We start from the raw sequence: 19037 nt of genomic DNA on the forward strand, positions 1-19037 counted from the left end.
CAGATCAAAAATTATTGAATTTCAAAGATAGCAGAACATCAGGCCATGATCACGCATCGAACGTGATCCCCTTTGGAAAGGACGACCCAATGTCGAATGTCTTGATTGTCCATGCCCATCCCGAACCCGCATCCCTGACCAGCGCATTAAAGGATGTCGCGGTTGAAACGCTGCGTGCTGACGGGCATGCCGTAAAGGTTTCTGATCTGTATGCCATGGGGTGGAAGCCGCTGGCTGATGCGCACGATTTCACCGAACGTCGCGATCCTGATCGGCTGATCTATGTGGCAGAGTCCAAAAATGCCTATGCGTCCGGCTTTCAGACGGCGGATATCGCCGCCGAACAAGATAAGCTTTTGTGGGCGGATGCGGTGTTGTTCAGCTTTCCGATGTGGTGGTTTGGCATGCCCGCCATCCTGAAAGGCTGGTTTGATCGGGTGTTTGCCTATGGCTTTGCCTATGGTGTGGGCGAACATAATGAGACGCACTGGGGCGATCGCTATGGCGAAGGCACGCTTGCCGGGCGTCGCGCGATGTTGATTGTGCCGATTGGCGGACATTTGCCGCATTACAGTGACCGAGGCGTTAATGGCAGCATCGATGATGTGTTGTGGCCGATCCAGCATGGTGCGCTTTTCTATCCCGGTATGGACGTCATGCCGCCATTCCCGGTTTATAGCACCGATCGCATGGATGAAGACGGCTGGGCAGAAATCGAGGCCGCGTTCAAGCAACGCCTCGCCGGTTTGTTTACCGATGATCCGATCCCGTACCGCACCCAAAATGGTGGCCATTATGATGGCAAGCAGCGCCTGAAACCGGAACTCGGTGGTGGGTCGGATGGCATCAACATGCATCTGGTGCGTGAGGGTGATCCCCAGGAAGTCCTGCACGGGCAGGTCAGGCAATCACGCCGACTGGCATCGTAAATAATAGTAAAAAGGGCCGGGGAAAATCCCGGCCCTTTTGATGTGATCTGTATATGAGCCGGTTAACCCGCGTCGCGCGCGGCGATGGCTTCGGCCTGACGGACCATGACTTCGGCCTGTTTGATCGATGCGATGTCAATCAATCGACCATCAAGGGCGACGGCACCGGCGCCTTCGGACTGGGCCTTTTCCATCGCTTCGAGGATGCGTTTGGCCTTGGTGACTTCTTCGTCAGAAGGCGAGTAAACCTCGTTGGCCAGCGTGATCTGGCTTGGATGGATCGCCCATTTGCCCTCACAACCCAGCACCATGGCGCGGGCGGCTTGCGCGCGGTAGCCATCCGGGTCAGAGAAATCCCCAAATGGACCATCAATCGGGCGCAGACCATTGGCGCGGGCCGCAACCACCATGCGGGCAATGGCGTAATGCCACATGTCACCCCAGTGATAATCGCGCGGATTATCGCCGTCCTTGTCGGTCAGAACGCCATAATGCGGGTTCGGGCCGCCAATGCCGGTTGTCATCGCCTTGGTCGAGGCGGCGTAATCGGCGACACCGAAATGCAGGCTTTCATTGCGCGGGGAGCCCGCGGCAATTTCATGGATGTTTTGCATGCCAAGGGCGGTTTCAATGATCAGCTCGAACCCGATGCGTTTCTTGCGGCCCTTGGCCGTTTCGATCTGGGTTGCAATCATATCAAGCGCATAGACGTCGGCCGCGGTTCCAACCTTGGGGATCATGATCAGGTCAAGCCGGTCACCGGCCTGTTCAAGAACATCGACGACGTCGCGATACATATAATGGGTATCAAGACCGTTGATGCGCACCGACAGGACCTTGTCGCCCCAGTCGATATCGTTGATGGCCTCGATGATGTTTTTGCGCGCCTGTTCCTTGTCACCGGGCGCAACGGCGTCTTCCAGATCAAGGAAAATGGCATCGGCCTTGGATTTCGCGGCCTTTTCAAACAGTTCGATACGACTGCCGGGAACGGCAAGTTCGGACCGGTTCAGGCGTGCCGGGGCCGGGGTCGGTGTGGTGAAGCTCATGGTAACGTTTCTCCAGAACCTGTCATTTCAATCAGTGCGTCGCAGGCGATGGATCATCAATCGATCATCGCGCGAAGCATGTGGCGTATTCTTGCGTCCCGTTTTCGGGATCGTACCGTGGCCGCCGTGACAGTTATGTGGTCTGCGATCATTGTGCGTCGCAGTAAACCTGTGGGTAATTTAGGGTGCGGATGCGAATGCTGGCAAGTTTTAAAACACTTATGTCTCTAGTGCTTTTGGCGCACGCGGCCCGTAAATCAGAAAAACTCGAGATAAGCCGGATAAAGCAATAGCCCCTTAACCGGACTGTCGTTAGATTACCGGCGATACCGGGAACGCCATCGGTTGCGGGCCCTTAGACCCCATCAGCAGGTAGTATCGAACGCCCCATGCGTCGCGCTTATTCCATTGTTGTTTCTGCCGGTCTGGCACCTGCGCTCATTCTGGGGGCGTGCCTGGTGCTGGCCGTTTCACCGACGCTGGTGCCAGCGGAACTTTCCGGATTGGTGCGATATGGGCCGTTCTTGCTGGCGGTGCTGGGCGGGGCGATTGGCTGGTGGTTTAACCGCGGGCGCGCGGTTTTTGTTATGGCTTTGCTGCTGGTTTGCTATTGGTTGCTGGTTGGTAACGGGGCCGGCATTTCGGCCGAGGGATTGGCGTTCCTGCGGATAGCGACACTTTATCTGATCCCGATCAATCTGCTTTTGCTGGGCTTTACGGCTGAACGCGGTGTTTTGAACCCGCGGGGCATTGCCCGGATGCTGGTTCTGGGATTGCAGATCTTTGTCATGCTGATGCTGGCCGGCCAACCCGATGTCGGGTCAGCCCTGCATCGCGCACTTGATACGCGCTTTTTTGTCAGTACCGGTATTTTGGGCGCAATGCCCCATCCGGCGATGATCATATCCGTCATCGCGGTGGTCTTGCTTTTGATCCGGCACAAGCCGCTTGAAACCAGTTTTGCGGCCGCGATCATTGCGATTGATGTGGCAACGGTGATGGGCACTGGCATTATTCAATATGGATATCTGGCGGCAACCGGCGTGGTTCTGGCGGGGCTTGCACAGGAAGCCTGGCGGATGGCGTTTGTAGATGATCTGACCGGGTTGCCGGGGCGGCGCGCGCTGGGTCATGCGATGGCGGAACTTGGCAATCAATATGCGATTGCGATGCTTGATGTTGATCACTTCAAGAAGTTTAACGACACCTATGGCCATGATGTTGGCGACATCGTTTTGAAAAAGGTTGCGCGGGAACTGGCGCGCGTCGGCGGGGGTGGCAAGGCATACCGTTATGGCGGCGAAGAATTTGCCGTGCTGTTTGCCGGGCGCAGTGCCGAACGTGCCGCAGAGCCACTTGATGCGTTGCGTAAACGGATTGCTGAGAACAAGATCACCCCGCCCGAAAAATCAAAATCCGTTTCCGTCACGATATCGGTCGGGGTGTGCGAGCGCGATGAAGACACCACCGACCCGTGGGCAGTCCTTAAAAGTGCCGACCAGAAGCTTTATCAAGCAAAGCAATCCGGCCGTAATCGCGTGGTGATTTAAAGCTCGTCAAATTTGAAGACAAGCCGCATCGAGCCCGCCGTATTGGCGAGGGTTGCCAGGCAATTGGCGGCGCGTTCCGGCGGAATGGCGACGGCAAAGCGCAGGGTATAGATCCGCGCATCCTTTTCATCGGTTGCCGATGCCGCCAGACGGACGATGTTGGCATTATATTCGATAAAGATTTCCGACAGGCGCGCGATCAGGCCCGGCTGATCAATCCCCGAACATTCGATCAGATGGGTCGCACCCGGTGCCGTGGTCATTTCCGGGGCGGCGGCAATGGCTTCGACCGTGATGGCGGCATTGCCAAGGGAAAGTCCGCGCAGCACAGCTTCGCATTCGGATATCGGGCATTCGTCGGGAAGTTCGCAAGTGGTTTCGAACTTCGCGACATCGCCGTCGAGCGAAAAGGAGGTTGGGCCAAGGTTTGTGCCGATATCAAACAGTCGTCCGGTGATATCGGAAATCAAACCGACGCGGTCATCGCAGGAAATGGTGATCCGGGTGTTGGCATTCATTGGTGCGCTCCGTCCTAGGTCCCTTATCGGGCTTTGCCCTTGTGATCTGCTGACCATAACACCGCAGCGATACAAGATGCAGTGATTTTGTCGACCGGACCGCTACGCGCCAAGAGTGTAGTACGTTGTGCAAAGGTGATTGGATGCGCCTTTGTTATCACAATCATATGATTGAACTGATACGCGATGATGGGCCGTATGCCTTCCTGTGACAGCAACAATTCGACGTTGAAATTCCACGTTGGTTAACAGGAGATAGGACCATGTCTGCGATCAAATCGTCTCTCATTGCCGTTGCGACCGCTGCCAGCCTGACCTTTGGCGCCATGTCTGCCAAAGCAGCTGACATCGTTGATACCGCCGTTGCCGCCGGTTCGTTCAACACGCTTGTAGCGGCCGTGCAGGCGGCCGGACTTGTCGATACGCTTAAAGGCGAAGGTCCGTTTACGGTCTTTGCGCCGACCGACGAAGCCTTTGCCAAACTGCCGGCAGGCACCGTTGAAGACCTTCTTAAGCCGGAAAACAAGGACAAGCTTGTTTCCATCCTGACCTATCATGTGGTGCCGGGCAAAGTGATGTCGGGTGACATCGCAGGCAAGGAAATGATGGTGGCCAGTGTCCAGGGTGACAGCATCGATGTGAATGCCATGAACGGTGTCATGGTCGATGAAGCCACTGTGGTCAATGCCGATATCGAGGCTGACAACGGTGTTATTCACGTGATCGATACCGTGATCATGCCGGGCATGTAAGCCCGCACGCACCGATATAAAATACCCGATGTAAATTACGAAGCCCGGTGCAAATGCGTGCCGGGCTTTTTTTCTGCTGGTGCTTGTTTGCAGATTATATGCCGGACCAAGCAAGCGCAAAGCAGGTGGGCGAAACAACAAAGGCCCGACGCAGTAACGTCGGGCCTTTGACTGGCGCGCCCGGAAGGATTCGAACCTCCGGCCTTCTGATTCGTAGTCAGATGCTCTATCCAGCTGAGCTACGGGCGCTTTTACGCTTGTATAAATGGTAAAGGCCCGACGCGGTGACGTCGAGCCTTTCACTGGCGCGCCCGGAAGGATTCGAACCTCCGGCCTTCTGATTCGTAGTCAGATGCTCTATCCAGCTGAGCTACGGGCGCTTGCCTTAATTTCCGGCGGTTTGCAAAGGACTGCTCCCCGTCGGCGGAGCGGAACTTATGCAAACGAGCATGTCATTGCAAGCAGTAAATTTGAATTTTTCCCATTTTTTCACAGGGCGCGGTTTACCTGACTGCTACGCCCCTGTTTTGCCCGGCTTTGTCCGCTTTGAAGTGAATAAGGACAAGACTCGGCAAAAAAGGGGCAAATGCGTCTTGTTCCATAAGTGGTCGTAGACTAAGATGCTTTCAATCCCGGGGGAGCAGGGGCTTGTTTCACCTAGATAAAAAGGCAAGCCCAGGGAGATTCGCATATTTCTACTTAGGTAATAGATCGAAATGGCCGTTCGTAAAACCTACCTCGCCGTAATCGGCACCGCCCTGATGCTGGGGGGATGTTCTTTTTCTTCTGAGGCCCTGTGGCCGACACTTGCCGGTGAAGAGGAAACGACGCAGCAAAACGTCGTTGCCAATCAGCCTGTTGGTGCCGATGCCATCACCAGCTATGACGTTGCTGCAAGCACGGAACCGCTGACTGGGGTATCTCAGACCGGAACCTTTGTTGGTACCAAGGTCGAGAACATGCAGCAGGAGCTGAACCGTCTCAAATCCGCTTTGAGCAATCATAGCAACGAACTGCAGCAGCTGCGTGGACAGACCGTCGCGCACTCGCAGGCCTATCACGGCACGGTTGCCGCGATCAGTGCCCGTCTGCAGGTCGGCACCACGCCGGGTAACCCGGTTCTGGTGCAGCAGTGGAACACCGCACAGTCCGAACTGGATCGTGTGAATGATGACATTGCCGCGCTGAACTCGCTGGCCAACAAGGTTGCTGCCGACAGTACGCTGTCGACCTTCCTGCTTGAGTCGGTTCGTTCAGCCTATCAGGTTTCAGGTGCTGTTGACGAAGACCACCGTCAGCTGGCCCTGCTTGAAGACGAAACCAACCGCACCACGGTGCTGATTGATCGTCTTCTCAACGAAATCAGCGAAAGCCTTGCCCGTCAGACGTCATATGTCAGCACAGAACGCGCGAACCTCAATGCGCTGGCGCTGGCTGTCAAGAATGGCGAGATCTTCGGGGATTCCCTTTCCAAGCGTGTCTTCCAGTCGCAGGCTGCACCGGCATCAAGCGGTCAGCGTATGGCAGCCGCACCAAGCGACCGTCCGCTTGTCGTGATCCGTTTTGATACGGCGAGCGTCAAGTACGAGCAGGCGTTGTATAACGCGGTGAACCGCGTTCTTGAACGTCGCCCGCAGGCAAGCTTTGATGTGGTTGCGGTGACACCGAATCGTGGTACCCCGGCGCAGGTTGCGCTGAATGCCAATAAATCCAAGCGCAACGCGCAGGCAGTTCTTCGGTCGCTGACCGATATGGGCATGCCAAGCTCGCGCGTGCGTGCTTCTGATGCGACCAGCGCATCTGTCTCGGCAAACGAGGTGCACGTCTTCGTGCGCTAAGTCCTGTCGGACACCAACGGATTTTAAGAACGGCTAGCGGGTGCTTCGGGAGATCGAAGCACCCGTTTTTTATTTCGGGTCATGCCGGTCAGGTTATTTCGCCTGATCCGGTCAGCCGGAAAAACAGAAGCCAGAAAACAGAAGGCTGATATGGGCGATCTGGTTAATCTGCGTCAGGCACGCAAACGCAAGCAACGCGACGAAAAGGCGCGCAAGGCCGATCAGAACCGCTTGCTGCACGGGAGGACGCGTGGCGAACGCACCCTGACCGAACATGAACGCCAGAACGCCGACAAACAGCATGACGGGCACAAGCGTGAAAAGCCGACCAGTGGTGAGGAAGACCAAGCCCCCGAGGTCAGCGAAAATAACGTGGTTTCAATCTTCGCATCTGATGACCCGTCCGACAGTGAAGCCAAATAGCCGTCCAATCATTCAAGTGAACATGACGATACCGACTACATGCGTATAAACCGCATGTGGTGCTTTGTTGGTCTGTAAGTTGCGATCAGGGGGGGGCGGTTGTGATCAGGGGGCAGGGAACCGTTGCCCGCGTGTGATGTGCAGTGGCAATGGCGTGTTGCCATCGTTGCGGATCAAACGGGCAGGTGTCGGCCGTTGCACAAGGTGGCACGGCATCACCGGCAATGCCGGGTATTCAAATCGCGGCATCGGAAATTGCATTCCGTCTGCCGGTCGCAAGTCTTCAGGCGCAATGTGAACGGATCACGGGGATCAGTTCAGCAGCGTTTCCGCTTCGCGTTTGGCCTGATCAAGGGCCTCATCCCATCCCATCAACCAGTCTTCATGATCACGACAATCAGACGGATAGGGGTTTTCGGTCAGACGGTGGGCATCGATCCCGGCCGAAAAACCGGACCCGTAGGCCGAATTCGGCAGATGGCGTTCCTGAACCACCGGCGCATGGGTTTCATAAAGGCTGTTGCGAAATGCCGGCAGCGAACACAGCACACCATCATCGATGCCAAGCGGGTAGGCCATCATCATGGCCGTTCCAAGCGAAGTGATCGACAATTCTTCGCCAGCCGTCATGCGGATCAAGCCAGCCAGTTGAAGATTGGCGATGGCATTGTCGATGCGGCGCTGCAAGTCAGGGCCGTCCTGGATGGCAACCTGATTGCCATAATCGTCGGTACAGAAAAGGGACAGGACACGGCGCAGCAACATGCTGCGATCAAGATTTGCCTCGGCGCTGCGCAGTACGGTCAGCATCAAGGTCGGGTCGCCAGGCGCGAAATCCATAGAACTGGACATTCATGGGCCTCCGTTCGGGTCTAAACGAATTCCCTCCCAAGTCGGCAGCGATTATCTCTTGGCCTTGCTCTCTCGGTCTTGATGGGGGCAAAGCCCTGCTGCTTTTTCTTATTATAGTTTGCAGATATGTTGCCAACTTGTGAAGACAAGATTTCGCTTATGCGGAATTTTTTGTTCTTGGCAGTGAACAAAAACACTTTCACGGCGTAACAATCTGAAAACAGGTGGCTATTGCCGTTGCTGCGTTGCAGCAGAATTTGGTGAAAATTTTTCCTGATTTGGTGTGGCTTGGGCCGGACAAATGCACTTTCGCCTTTGGTGCCTGGGTGCAGATCGCCTCAGGTCGCGTTCTTGCCGGGTTTTGTGGCCGTGGACGCGGTCTTGCCATCCGGGTTGCGCCAGACGCGCACGCGATTGCGGCCGCCTTCCTTGGCGGCATATAGCGCCTTGTCGGCTTTTTCGATGATTTGCTCGGTCGTGCGGTTCTTGGTCATCGGGGCTGCGCCGATAGAGGCCGTGACCGGCAATATCGTTTCGTCCGAGATGGCAACCGGGGATGCCTCGATCACGCGCCGCAGGCGTTCGAGAACGCGGGCGCATTGCTTCATGTCGGCATTGGGCAGGCAGACGAGGAATTCTTCACCGCCATAGCGATACACTTTATCAAACGGGCGCACATGCGATTGCAGGATCCCCGCCACTGATTGCAAAACCAGATCACCGGCCTGATGGCCATAGGTATCGTTAACCGATTTGAAGTGATCAAGGTCGACCAGCGCGATCGCGGTGGGGACCCCGGTCCTGATCGCACGTTCGCGTTCGGCATTAAGATCACCCATCATGGTCTGACGGTTATAGGTGCCGGTGAGAGGATCGACATCTGATCGCGCGGTGCGAAACGCACGTTCAAGCCGGCGGAGCTGAGCAAAGAACGATTCTGCGCGCAGGGCCATCATGTCGAACTCGGCCGAATCGACTTCGTGATCAACATCATGTGCGCTTAAAAGCCGCTTTGCCGACTCGTGAAGTTGCTGATGGGTTGTTGCCAGGGCGCGCATGGCGGGCTGGTCAATCAGGCGGTTATGGCGATTAAGCGCGTACCACGCCCCGAAATCACAATCATGATCGTCTTCGTCGGCGTCAGATGGCGCCCCCGAATCCGCCAGAACCAGCTTGCGGTTCCAGCGCAGCAGAAGGGCGATATGTTCGCCCAGTGCCTTTTCAAGTTCGGCAAGAATGTCGCGTTCGGCATCGGCCATCCCGCCATCGGCAATGCTTTCGGGCATTTTATGGCCCTTGGATCTGCCTTTAGCTGGCGGGGTGTCTGCCTTGGCCGGTTGCGACTTGTCACTCATTCGGAAGGCCCGGATTGGTTGTAGGGTTAGAACGCATTCACATGACTGACCCTAGGAAAAGATTTCGCCAAAGGTCTGTTGTAACAGGCGATCAAGTTCCGCCATAGGAATATCGACGCCAAGATCTTTGAGGCTGGTGACCCCATGGTCGGAAATGCCACACGGCACGATTCCACCGAAATGCGTCAGGTCCGGGGCGACATTAATCGCAATGCCATGGAACGTCACCCAGCGGCGCACCCGGACGCCAATGGCGGCGATCTTGTCTTCGCGGCCATCATCGCGCACCACCCAGATGCCAACCCGGCCATCGCGCCGTTCGCCTTTAACGCCCAGCAGGGCAAGGGTGCGAATCACCCATTCTTCAAGGTTATGGACATAGACCCGGACATCGCGACCGCGATTCTTAAGGTCGAGCATCAGATAAACCGTGCGCTGACCCGGTCCGTGATAGGTATATTGCCCGCCGCGGCCCGCGTCATAGACCGGAAAGCGATCCGGATCGACGAGGTCCTCGGCATGGGCACTGGTGCCGGCCGTATAAAGTGGCGGATGTTCAAGAAACCAAACAAGTTCATGGGCTTCGCCAGCATGAATGGCCTCTGCGCGGGCTTCCATTTCTGCAAGGGCTTCGGGGTAGGAAACCAACTCCGAGGTGGTGCGCCACTCGGGGATTTGCGCGGTTGGGGCGTTGCTTTGCATTTTTCCTGTCAAATAAGTGAAATGAGCCCTTGATCAGGGGATACCAATTTGCTATCTCCCTTTCCGCACCAAGGCAAGCCCACTTAATTACCTCAAGGGTTTTGCTGACTAACATATGCGGTCGTGGCGGAATTGGTAGACGCGCAGCGTTGAGGTCGCTGTGGGCTAACCCCCGTGGAAGTTCGAGTCTTCTCGACCGCACCATTATCTGGCCTCCCGGTCAATCGGGAAGGTCACGAAAAAGAACCCGTCAGCAATGGCGGGTTTTTTCGTTTGTGGACCTTCCCCATATATCCCCTACAATGGTTTGAATACGGCAATGGATCGGTTGGTGTGCGTCATCACGCGGTTGCGGCATAAACAATTGATTTATTGTGCGGTGCCGCGTTGAAAATTACGCAATGCAGCCCCTTGGCGAAGAATGAACTGAGTGCTTCAATCGCGGGCCAAACTCATTTAGTCTACCGGTCCCGCTAGAGTGAATTATCAGGATTTAACCGATTAACGGTTAATTTATGTAAATACCTGAAATCAAAGGTATTATAATGGCAAATAGAAATGACAAGCTGCGCGAAGCAGCTTTGGACTATCACCGGTATCCCACCCCGGGGAAATTGTCCGTAACGGCAACCACCACCCTTGCAAACCAGCGTGACCTTGCCCTGGCCTATTCGCCGGGCGTCGCGTTTGCGTGCGAGGAAATCGTCAAAAACCCCGATACCGCAGCTGATTACACTGCGCGCGGTAACCTGGTCGGGGTGATTTCGAACGGTACGGCTGTGCTTGGCCTTGGCCCGATTGGCCCGCTGGCCTCCAAGCCGGTGATGGAAGGCAAGGCGGTTCTGTTCAAGAAGTTCGCCAATATCGATGTTTTCGATTTGGAAGTGAACGAAACCGACCCGCAGAAATTTATCGATATCGTCGCAGCGCTGGAGCCGACTTTCGGGGGGGTTAACCTCGAAGACATTAAGGCACCGGAATGCTTCATCATCGAAGAGGCATTGCGCAAACGCTGCAACATTCCGATTTTCCACGATGACCAGCACGGTACGGCGATCTGTGTTGCCGCCGCGGTCCTCAATGGCCTGCGTGTGACCGGCAAGGACATCAACAAGGTCCGCCTTGTGACATCCGGGGCCGGTGCAGCCGCCTTGGCGTGTCTGAACCTTCTGGTTTCCATGGGTTTGCCCAAGCACAACATCACGGTCACCGACCGGTTTGGTGTTGTCTATAAGGGCCGGGCCGAGGAAATGGACCCTTGGAAAGCCGAGTACGCGATTGAAACCAACGCACGTACACTCAGCGACGTGATCGAAGGGGCTGATATCTTCCTGGGTCTTTCGGCCCCGAACGTGATGGGCGAGGATGAGCTTCGCAAGATGGGCGAAGGCCCGATCATCATGGCGCTGGCCAACCCGACGCCGGAAGTTTCCCCGGAACTGGTCAAGGAAATCCGCCCGGATGCGGTTATGGCCACCGGTCGTACGGATTATCCGAACCAGGTGAACAACGTTCTTTGCTTCCCGTTCCTGTTCCGTGGCGCGCTTGATGTTGGCGCGACCGAGATCAACGAGGAAATGAAGATCGCCGCGGTCCATGCCATCGCCGATCTGGCAACGGCCGAGGTTTCCGATGTGGTGGCAACTGCCTATGGCGGGGAGGAGCTTAAATTCGGCCCGGAATATCTTATCCCGAAGCCGTTTGATCCGCGCCTTATGCTCGAAATTCCGCCGCGTGTGGCCAAGGCCGCCATGGCAAGCGGTGTTGCCAAACGCCCGATCGAGGATTTTGACGAGTATCGTCAGCAGCTTGAAGGTTTCGTCTTCCGTTCCGGCCTTGTCATGAAGCCGGTGTTTGACGTGGCCCGTTCGCACAAGAAACGCGTTGTCTATCCCGAGGGCGAATCGCGCCGTGTTCTGCAGGCCTGTCAGGTGCTTGTCGATGACGGCATTTGTCATCCGGTGCTGATTGGCCGCCGCGAGGTCATCCTTGAACGGATTACCGAGCTTGGCCTGCGTCTTGTTCCCGATGAGCAGATTGAAATTCACGATCCCGATGACAATCCGCATTTCGAACAGGATTGGCAGGACTTTCACAACATCATGGGCCGTCGCGGCATCAACCCGGAATATGCCCGGGCGATTGTGCGTACACGTCCGACCGTGATCGCGGCCCTGATGCTGCGTCGCGGGGAAGTCGATGCGATGCTGTGCGGCTGTCAGGGCGGTTTCCTGCGCCATCTGCGCTATGTCCGCAATCTTGTCGGCCTGCGTAAGGGGGTTACTGATTTCTCCACGGTCAACATGATGATTATGAAGCAGGGGACGTTCTTCCTGACCGATACTTATGTGTCGGTCGATCCGACCCCGGAACATGTCGCGGAAACCACCATCATGGCGGCCGATGTGGTCAAGCGTTTCGGTATGACGCCAAAGGCCGCGTTGATTTCGCATTCCAACTTCGGCAGTCACGAAAACAAGTCTGCCTGCAAGATGCGTGATGCGCTTCAGCTGATCAGAACGCAGGCACCCGATCTTGAGGTCGAAGGTGAAATGCATGCGGATGCGGCCATTTCGCAACCGATCCGTGACCGGATCTTCCCGCACTCGATGCTGAGCGGTTCGGCCAACCTTCTGGTGATGCCAACACTCGATGCGGCCAATATCTCGTACAACATGGTCAAGATGTTGGGCGATGGGCTTCCGGTTGGGCCGATCCTGGTCGGTGCGGCCAAATCAGCCCATGTCGTCAGCCCGTCGATTACCGTGCGCGGTATTGTCAACATGACGGCGATTGCCGTTGTTGATGCCGTCACACGGACGCAGGAAAGCCAGTAACATACTCCCAACCCCGTCTTTATCCCAGGCGGGGCTGGGGTGAATTGCTATCGCGCTCTTGACCGGGGCTATGTGATAGCGCAGAAACAGCCGTGCCGGGCGTTGGAACACAATGCCCGACACGGCGTTTAATCTTTTGCAGGAAAAATTGGCGGCTCATTAAACAGGGAGGGGCAGATGACAGGTCAAGTTGAAGAACTCGACCGGCCGGCGGAAAAGTCGTCTGGCGATGAATATGTCGATCTGACTCCCGAATATGCCCGCGAAATCTTTGATGCGCTGGGCGAAGAAGAAGGCAGCAAGGCTGCTGATCTTCTGGGCGAGTTGCACTTTGCCGATATTGCCGATTTGCTGGGTTGGGCAAGCTCCAACCAGCGTGAACTGCTTGTTGATCTGATCCGGCCGGATTTTGATCCGGAATTCTTGACCGAACTTGATGATGAACTTCGTGAAGAAGTCATCGGGTTACTTGGCACCGATGTGGTGGCCGAGGCCATCACCGAACTTGATTCTGATGACGTCGTCGAGGTCATCGAGGACTTTGACGAGGATGAGCAGCGCGAACTTCTTGGCGCGCTGTCGGACATCGAGCGCGCGCGCGTTGAAGAGGCGCTGTCTTATCCGGAATATACCGCCGGTCGTATCATGCAGCGCGAGCTGGTGGCGATCCCGGATTACTGGTCTGTCGGGCAAACCATTGATTTCCTGCGTTCGGCCAAAAGCCTGCCGGAAGATTTTTATGACATCATTGTCGTTGATCCGCGCTATAGCCCGGTGGGGATTGTGCCGCTGTCGCGTGTGATCCGGACAAACCGCCCGGTGCTGATCCGCGATGTGATGGAATCAGATGAAATGCGCACGGTCGTCGTGACCGAGGAACAGGAAAACGTCGCCCACCTGTTCCGTCAACGTGACCTGATTTCCGCCCCGGTTGTCGATGACAGCGGACGGCTGGTCGGTGTGATCACGGTCGATGACGTCGTTGACGTTATCGACGAGGAATACGAAGAAGACATGATGCGCCTTGCCGGTGTTGGCGAGGAAGACGACCTTTCAAGTGCGATCTTTGCCACCACCCGATCACGTTTTACATGGCTTTTGGTTAATCTTGGCACCGCGATCATGGCATCGGTTGTGATCGGTTTGTTTGAAGGCACGATTGAAAAGCTTGTGGCGCTGGCCGTGCTGATGCCAATCGTCGCCTCGATGGGCGGTAATGCCGGGACGCAGACATTGACCGTGGCCGTACGTGCGATTGCCACGCGTGAGTTAACCAGTACCAACGCATTGCGTGTGATCCGCAAGGAAGTCGCGGTATGTGGTCTGAATGGCCTGGCCTTTGCCGTTCTTGCCGGGGCTGTGACGTGGTTCTGGTTTGATGACATGCTGCTTGGGGGGGTGATCGGCGTTGCCATGATCATCAACCTGCTGTTTGCCGGCCTGTTCGGGGCGCTGATCCCGCTTGGTCTGGAACGTGCGGGTATCGACCCGGCTGTCTCGTCGGCGGTTTTCCTGACGACGATTACCGATGTTGTCGGCTTTTTCGCCTTTCTGGGATTGGCGGCAGTCTTCCTGCTTTAGTCACCTCATTCGAACACCAAAAAACAAACCCCCGCAGTCGATCCGCTGCGGGGGTTTTCTTTGATCGGAATGACAGGCTCAGGCTATCCCGATTTTGTGTCAGAGGCAGGCCGTGACTTGCCTTTGGCGGCCGATTTGGTCGGTTTTTGCTGTATCAGCAGTTCCATCGTATCGGCTGCATCACGCGGTGGCGACAGAAGGAACCCTTGAATTTCATCGCATTCGGCCGCCTGAAGGGATGCCATCTGTTCTTCGGTTTCAACGCCAACGGCAACCACCTTGCGGTTCAGGCTTTTGCACAGCCGGATGGCTGGTTGCAGGACGCTGTTTTCGGGCTGTTCATCAAGTGCGACATTAAACAGCGACTTGGACAGTTTGATGCGCTGGACCGGGAAGCGTTTCAGATACCGCAGCGATGTGTTGCCGGCCGCAAAATGATCAAGCGTCAGGCCAATGCCCGCCTCCGAGAAACGATAAAACTGACCAAGGGCGCGTTCCGGATCGCGCATGACGATTTCCTCGGACACCTCGATCTCGATCATCGCCGGATCAACTTCATGTTCGGCGGTCAGATCGGTGATGTTCTTGATCAGATCGGCCTGAATGAACTGGCGGCTTGAAACGTTAAGTGCAATCGGTACCGGGACATAGCCCTGACGGCGCCAGTCGGCGACCTGTTTACACACCGTCTCAATGATCCAGTGACCAAGGGGTGAAAGCAGGCCCGTCCGATCCGCAACCGCGATGAAATCGGGCGGCAGGCGGCGTTTGCCACTGTCATCAATCCAGCGCAGCAGTGCTTCGAACCCGGTAAGGGTGCGGTCTGATGTGCGATAGCGCGGCTGATATTCCAGAACGAAGCGTTTTTCATCGACCGCACGGCGCAACTGCGTTTCCATCGACAGGCGCGCATGCATCACGTTGTTCATCGTCTCGACGAAGAAGCAATAAGATGATTCTGCGGATTTCTGGGCGCGATACATTGCCGCGTCGGCATTGGCCATCAATTGCGATGGTGCGCGTGCATCGTTGGGATAAAGTGCGACACCGACACTGACATGCAGGCGAATTTCATCGCCTGTGGTGGTCAAGATCGGTTGCGACATGGCTTCGACCACGCGTTCGGCGACGAGGGCTGCCCCCTCGGCCTCGGAAAGGTCGGTCGCGATGATGGCAAACATATCGCCCGAGAACCGCGCACAGGTGTCCTTTTCGCGCACGGTCGCACGCAAGCGACCGGAAATGGTGCGCAGCGTTTCATCGCCGACATCGGCCCCGAACCGGTCATTGATTGCCCGGAAATTGTCGATATCGACGACAAGAACCGACAGAAGCTTTTCGTAGCGTTTGGCATGGGCAACCGCCTGATTGAGGCGATCCTCAAACAGGGCATGGTTGGGAAGGCCGGTCAGCGGGTCGTGCGTCGCCAGATAGCGCAACCGGTTGACCGATGCATTGGCAGCCGGGTTGTGATGCAAGGTGATGTCGACACAATCCGGATGGGTCGTGGATGGCCGCATTGTCAGATCGCAGACAACATGCACGCCCTCGGCACTGCGGACAATCCATTCACGCCTGAGTTCGTCATCGCCACGATTGATCGCAAGCAGCATCTTTTCCTGCGAACGACGGGATGCGGTGCCATCCGACTGGAATTCCGGTGCCAGATTGTAAAACCGGATAAAGCCGTAATCCTCTTCGCGCAAATCAAAGAATTCGGCGGTTTCCGGCGACATTGATTTCAGGTGACCGTCAAGCTTGGTGATTGATAGTGACAGGTCACTGATGTCATCGCCAGCATGGATGTGATGAACCGTGCGGCGCATTGCCATTTTCTGCCGGTTGCTCAGCAGGAAGACAATCGTCGTGAACAAAATGGTCGTCAGTGCGCCGAATATCAGGATCAGTTCCGGATTGATCGTGCTGTGGGCCAGTTGCGGATCGGCAATGACATCGACCTGCCATTGGCGGCCAACCACATCAAAGGCGACTGTGCGCTGAAGGGTTTCATCATCACCTTCGCCGCGAATTTCAAACAGAACAGTGTCACCTTCGCGGACACGGACGGTGTAATCTTCGACCTGTTCGGTGTTGATCACCGCCGCCAGCATGGAGCGAATGCGAAACGCCCCGTTGATGATCCCGATAATCTCGCCATCGCGGCCCAGAACCGGGGTATAGGCCGCAAAGCCACGCCCGCCCTGCATGAGCTCAAGCGTTGGTGTGATCTGGGTGCGGCGTTGATCAAGCGCGATATCAAGAACCGGACCAGCAAGCGGGTGACGTTTGAGATCCGCCCCCATGGCCGGAACGTTGCCCTTGATCGGGGCGACATACAAAATGATGTAGTTCGGCGTTATCCAGTTGATCGCCTGGAGTGCAGGGAAGCGGCTTTGAAGCGGGGTCGCAATCGAAAGATAATCTCTTTCGTCCTCGGGCGGGCCGCTCTGCCAATTGTCGGCAAAGCTTTCAAGCACCGCGAGATTATTGTTCACAATGGATTTGATCTGCTGGGAAACGGAATTTGCCGTAATCTGGCCAGCAGATTGAAGGATTACGCGGCGATCACTTTCAACCATTTGCCAAATCAGATAGGTGACAGATGCGAAGAAAGCAGCCGTCAGAAAACCAGCCGCCAAAGCCCGTTTTTTCAGGCGTGACGTTTGTTTGGTTGCGTTTTCCTCAGCGTGCTTTGTTTCTTCTTCCATCTGTCCCCCAAACACAACGACCCTTGCTGATCCTCCCCGATCAGGATGTGTGTGCATACGGTTATCACCAGTAAACATCCATGCACCGATGGATAAAGATGCCAGTGTATTTTGCTGGCCGATAACCGGTACTATTTGTTTATGGTGTTATTCTTACACGACTTTAAGGGGTTGGTCGCCTGCATTTACGGATTAATTTTTGACGGTAATTGCCAAAAACTGTTCCGGGACAGGGTTTTGATACAGGTTTGGCGATAATAAATCCGTGTTAGCCCCTGTTCTGAAAACGTGAAGTGTTGTATCTGAGGCGGAAATCCGGCACCCGCAGTAAAGGCCGGTCATTGTGTGACAAAGATCACCCCCAGAGAGAGTCCATGAAACACCATAACCGCAATCCCCGTGCACGGGGAGGACGCAAACGTCAGCCATCCCGGCGTGATCCGCTGATCGGGTTTGAAGCAGACGTCACCATCGAACAGATCGGTGCGCGCGGCGATGGGATTGCCCATGTCGCGACACCCGATGGTAAATCGGTTTTGATCTATGTGGATTGCGTGTTGCCCGGTGATCAGGTGCGCGTTGCCCTTCGCCAGAAACGTGGCGACGGGTATGGGGCCGAGGTGGTTGCCGAAATCGCACGTTCGAGTGGGTATAACACGCCACGCTGTGCTCATTTCAAGGAATGCGGGGGCTGCGCCCTGCAACACATGAATGATGACGATTACCGCACCTGGAAGCGTGACAAGGCCTTGGTCGCCGTTCAGCGTGCGGGTATCGATCCGCAAGATGCCGAAACGCTTGTCGGGGATGTGGAGATTTCACCACCGGCAAGTCGCCGTCGTGCCGGTTTTTCGGTGCATGTCGGCGCAACCGGCGTTTTTGTCGGTTTCCATGGTCGGTTCAGTCATACGGTTCTAAATGTGCCCGACTGTGCCGTATTGCGTCCGGAACTGATGGCCTTTCGCGAGGCATTTGTCATGTTCCTTGAAGCCTGCCCGCCGGAACATGCACGCGACATCAAGGAAGTTTTTGTCACCCTGACCGATAGCGGTCTGGATGTGCTTATTCAGGCAAGCAACGATCCCGACCTTGATATGCGACAGGATCTGGCGGAATTCGCAGAAGCGCAAAATATCGCCCGGCTGAGCTGGAAAACCGGGGATCGTCCTGATGAACCGGTTGCTGCGCGTCATTTGCCGGTTGTCCGTTTTGAAGGTGTCGAAGTGGCGATTGCGCCGGGCGGCTTCTTGCAGGCGACCCAGGACGGGGAACAGGCACTGGTTGCGGCCATCAAGTCGGCATTGGCCGATATCGCGCCGAAAAACGTTGCCGATCTTTTTTGTGGTGTGGGCAGTTTTACATTTTCACTGGCCCTTTCGGGCAAGCGCCGTTCGGTCACGGCTGTGGAAAGTGATCCGCGGGCCGTGGAGTTACTGCAATATGCGGTCGGACAATCGGGTAGCCCGGTCAAGGTCGTAAAACGCGATCTGTTTCGCCAGCCGCTTGTTGGGGATGAACTCAGCAGCTTTGATCTTGTGGTGTTTGATCCGCCGCGTGCCGGGGCCCTTGCACAGTCAGAGACGCTTGCCGTCGACGGGCCGGAATGGATCATTGCCGTATCATGCAATCCGGCGACGTTTAGCCGGGACATGCGGGTTCTGCGGAATGGCGGCTATGAAATCACCAAAGTTGTGCCGGTCGATCAGTTCCTGTGGTCGTCACATCTTGAATTATTCGCCATTTTGCGTCGCGTTTCTGCCGGTTGACGCCGTTTGCAGAGCGGTGCGCTTTGGGGCTTAATTTTTATTCACTGATATACTATACTATCAGTTGGTATTTCCGCCGGACACCAGGATGGTCAGGTTGGCAAGGGATTGAAAATGCGCAGTCCCTTTGCCCGTGCAGCACGTAGTTGTTTTGCCGGCTTGTTTGAGCGGAAAAAC

Annotated in this window: 14 protein-coding genes and 3 tRNA genes; 9 read left to right on the top strand and 8 right to left on the bottom strand. The window is 55.9% G+C overall.

Annotation, left to right across the window (positions count from 1 at the left end; genetic code table 11):
* Positions 1 to 89 precede the first annotated feature (89 nt).
* Positions 90 to 929: an NAD(P)H-dependent oxidoreductase gene (locus WBY09_RS16035; protein ID WP_336233272.1), complete on the top strand. Its 840-nt coding sequence runs from the start codon at positions 90 to 92 to the stop codon at positions 927 to 929.
* Between the two features lie 62 nt (positions 930 to 991).
* Here the strand turns inward: WBY09_RS16035 and WBY09_RS16040 are convergent, their stop codons facing one another.
* Positions 992 to 1978, bottom strand: coding sequence for an HpcH/HpaI aldolase/citrate lyase family protein (locus WBY09_RS16040; protein ID WP_336233273.1), 987 nt, complete (start codon positions 1976 to 1978; stop codon positions 992 to 994).
* Between the two features lie 389 nt (positions 1979 to 2367).
* On the opposite strand from WBY09_RS16040, the gene WBY09_RS16045 reads away from it, so the two are divergent.
* Positions 2368 to 3528, top strand: coding sequence for a GGDEF domain-containing protein (locus WBY09_RS16045; RefSeq protein ID WP_336233274.1), 1161 nt, complete (start codon positions 2368 to 2370; stop codon positions 3526 to 3528).
* Here WBY09_RS16045 and WBY09_RS16050 read toward each other — a convergent pair.
* On the bottom strand, positions 3525 to 4046 hold the full coding sequence (locus tag WBY09_RS16050; protein ID WP_336233275.1) for a glycine cleavage system protein R: 522 nt from the start codon (positions 4044 to 4046) through the stop codon (positions 3525 to 3527). The genes WBY09_RS16045 and WBY09_RS16050 overlap by 4 nt on opposite strands.
* 263 nt (positions 4047 to 4309) lie before the next feature.
* Here WBY09_RS16050 and WBY09_RS16055 point away from each other — a divergent pair, with 263 nt between their 5' ends.
* Positions 4310 to 4798 (top strand): fasciclin domain-containing protein, encoded by a 489-nt coding sequence (locus tag WBY09_RS16055; protein WP_008890059.1) that lies wholly within the window; start codon positions 4310 to 4312, stop codon positions 4796 to 4798.
* 172 nt (positions 4799 to 4970) lie between these two features.
* Here WBY09_RS16055 and WBY09_RS16060 read toward each other — a convergent pair.
* Positions 4971 to 5047: transfer RNA gene (locus WBY09_RS16060), tRNA-Arg, on the bottom strand.
* A 54-nt stretch (positions 5048 to 5101) separates the two neighbouring features.
* Positions 5102 to 5178, bottom strand: a tRNA-Arg gene (locus WBY09_RS16065).
* Between the two features lie 336 nt (positions 5179 to 5514).
* On the opposite strand from WBY09_RS16065, the gene WBY09_RS16070 reads away from it, so the two are divergent.
* Positions 5515 to 6636 carry a hypothetical protein gene (locus tag WBY09_RS16070; RefSeq protein ID WP_008890060.1) on the top strand — a complete coding sequence of 374 codons (1122 nt, stop codon included), beginning with the start codon at positions 5515 to 5517 and terminating at the stop codon, positions 6634 to 6636.
* Between the two features lie 150 nt (positions 6637 to 6786).
* Complete coding sequence (locus WBY09_RS16075) at positions 6787 to 7059, top strand: DUF4169 family protein (RefSeq protein WP_336233276.1); 273 nt, start codon at positions 6787 to 6789, stop codon at positions 7057 to 7059.
* 312 nt (positions 7060 to 7371) lie between these two features.
* Here WBY09_RS16075 and WBY09_RS16080 read toward each other — a convergent pair whose 3' ends face one another.
* The 3 genes from WBY09_RS16080 to lipB form a co-directional block, all read right to left on the bottom strand.
* A complete protein-coding gene (locus tag WBY09_RS16080) occupies positions 7372 to 7911 on the bottom strand; it encodes a hypothetical protein (protein ID WP_120225574.1) in 540 nt (179 codons plus the stop codon).
* 338 nt (positions 7912 to 8249) lie between these two features.
* Positions 8250 to 9266, bottom strand: a complete 1017-nt coding sequence (locus tag WBY09_RS16085) for a diguanylate cyclase (protein WP_336233278.1) — start codon at positions 9264 to 9266, stop codon at positions 8250 to 8252.
* Positions 9267 to 9317: 51 nt separating this feature from the next.
* Positions 9318 to 9968 (bottom strand): lipoyl(octanoyl) transferase LipB, encoded by a 651-nt coding sequence (gene lipB, locus WBY09_RS16090; protein ID WP_286792539.1) that lies wholly within the window; start codon positions 9966 to 9968, stop codon positions 9318 to 9320.
* 117 nt (positions 9969 to 10085) lie between these two features.
* Between lipB and WBY09_RS16095 the strand changes: the two genes are divergently transcribed.
* The 3 genes from WBY09_RS16095 (at position 10086) to mgtE (ending at position 14386) form a co-directional block, all read left to right on the top strand.
* Positions 10086 to 10172 (top strand) — tRNA-Leu (locus tag WBY09_RS16095).
* Positions 10173 to 10513: 341 nt separating this feature from the next.
* Positions 10514 to 12805 carry an NADP-dependent malic enzyme gene (locus WBY09_RS16100; RefSeq protein WP_008890065.1) on the top strand — a complete coding sequence of 764 codons (2292 nt, stop codon included), beginning with the start codon at positions 10514 to 10516 and terminating at the stop codon, positions 12803 to 12805.
* Between the two features lie 177 nt (positions 12806 to 12982).
* Positions 12983 to 14386 (top strand): magnesium transporter, encoded by a 1404-nt coding sequence (gene mgtE, locus WBY09_RS16105; RefSeq protein WP_008890066.1) that lies wholly within the window; start codon positions 12983 to 12985, stop codon positions 14384 to 14386.
* Between the two features lie 83 nt (positions 14387 to 14469).
* Here the strand turns inward: mgtE and WBY09_RS16110 are convergent, their stop codons facing one another.
* Positions 14470 to 17094, bottom strand: a complete 2625-nt coding sequence (locus WBY09_RS16110; RefSeq protein ID WP_197146759.1) for a bifunctional diguanylate cyclase/phosphodiesterase — start codon at positions 17092 to 17094, stop codon at positions 14470 to 14472.
* A 374-nt stretch (positions 17095 to 17468) separates the two neighbouring features.
* Here WBY09_RS16110 and WBY09_RS16115 point away from each other — a divergent pair, with 374 nt between their 5' ends.
* Positions 17469 to 18860 (top strand): class I SAM-dependent RNA methyltransferase, encoded by a 1392-nt coding sequence (locus WBY09_RS16115; RefSeq protein WP_008890068.1) that lies wholly within the window; start codon positions 17469 to 17471, stop codon positions 18858 to 18860.
* Positions 18861 to 19037: the final 177 nt, after the last annotated feature.

Source organism: Thalassospira sp. CH_XMU1458, assembly GCF_037027205.1.
Taxonomy (GTDB): Bacteria; Pseudomonadota; Alphaproteobacteria; order Rhodospirillales; family Thalassospiraceae; genus Thalassospira; species Thalassospira tepidiphila.

Excerpts from the sequence above, each read along its gene's own strand:
- WBY09_RS16080 (WP_120225574.1), bottom strand. The coding sequence starts at position 7,911 with ATGTCCAGTTCTATGGATTTCGCGCCTGGCGACCCGACCTTGATGCTG.
- WBY09_RS16110 (WP_197146759.1), bottom strand. The coding sequence starts at position 17,094 with ATGGAAGAAGAAACAAAGCACGCTGAGGAAAACGCAACCAAACAAACG.
- WBY09_RS16040 (WP_336233273.1), bottom strand. The coding sequence starts at position 1,978 with ATGAGCTTCACCACACCGACCCCGGCCCCGGCACGCCTGAACCGGTCC.
- WBY09_RS16035 (WP_336233272.1), top strand. The coding sequence starts at position 90 with ATGTCGAATGTCTTGATTGTCCATGCCCATCCCGAACCCGCATCCCTG.
- WBY09_RS16070 (WP_008890060.1), top strand. The coding sequence starts at position 5,515 with ATGGCCGTTCGTAAAACCTACCTCGCCGTAATCGGCACCGCCCTGATG.
- WBY09_RS16055 (WP_008890059.1), top strand. The coding sequence starts at position 4,310 with ATGTCTGCGATCAAATCGTCTCTCATTGCCGTTGCGACCGCTGCCAGC.
- WBY09_RS16100 (WP_008890065.1), top strand. The coding sequence starts at position 10,514 with ATGGCAAATAGAAATGACAAGCTGCGCGAAGCAGCTTTGGACTATCAC.
- WBY09_RS16115 (WP_008890068.1), top strand. The coding sequence starts at position 17,469 with ATGAAACACCATAACCGCAATCCCCGTGCACGGGGAGGACGCAAACGT.
- mgtE (WP_008890066.1), top strand. The coding sequence starts at position 12,983 with ATGACAGGTCAAGTTGAAGAACTCGACCGGCCGGCGGAAAAGTCGTCT.
- WBY09_RS16075 (WP_336233276.1), top strand. The coding sequence starts at position 6,787 with ATGGGCGATCTGGTTAATCTGCGTCAGGCACGCAAACGCAAGCAACGC.
- WBY09_RS16045 (WP_336233274.1), top strand. The coding sequence starts at position 2,368 with ATGCGTCGCGCTTATTCCATTGTTGTTTCTGCCGGTCTGGCACCTGCG.
- WBY09_RS16085 (WP_336233278.1), bottom strand. The coding sequence starts at position 9,266 with ATGAGTGACAAGTCGCAACCGGCCAAGGCAGACACCCCGCCAGCTAAA.
- lipB (WP_286792539.1), bottom strand. The coding sequence starts at position 9,968 with ATGCAAAGCAACGCCCCAACCGCGCAAATCCCCGAGTGGCGCACCACC.
- WBY09_RS16050 (WP_336233275.1), bottom strand. The coding sequence starts at position 4,046 with ATGAATGCCAACACCCGGATCACCATTTCCTGCGATGACCGCGTCGGT.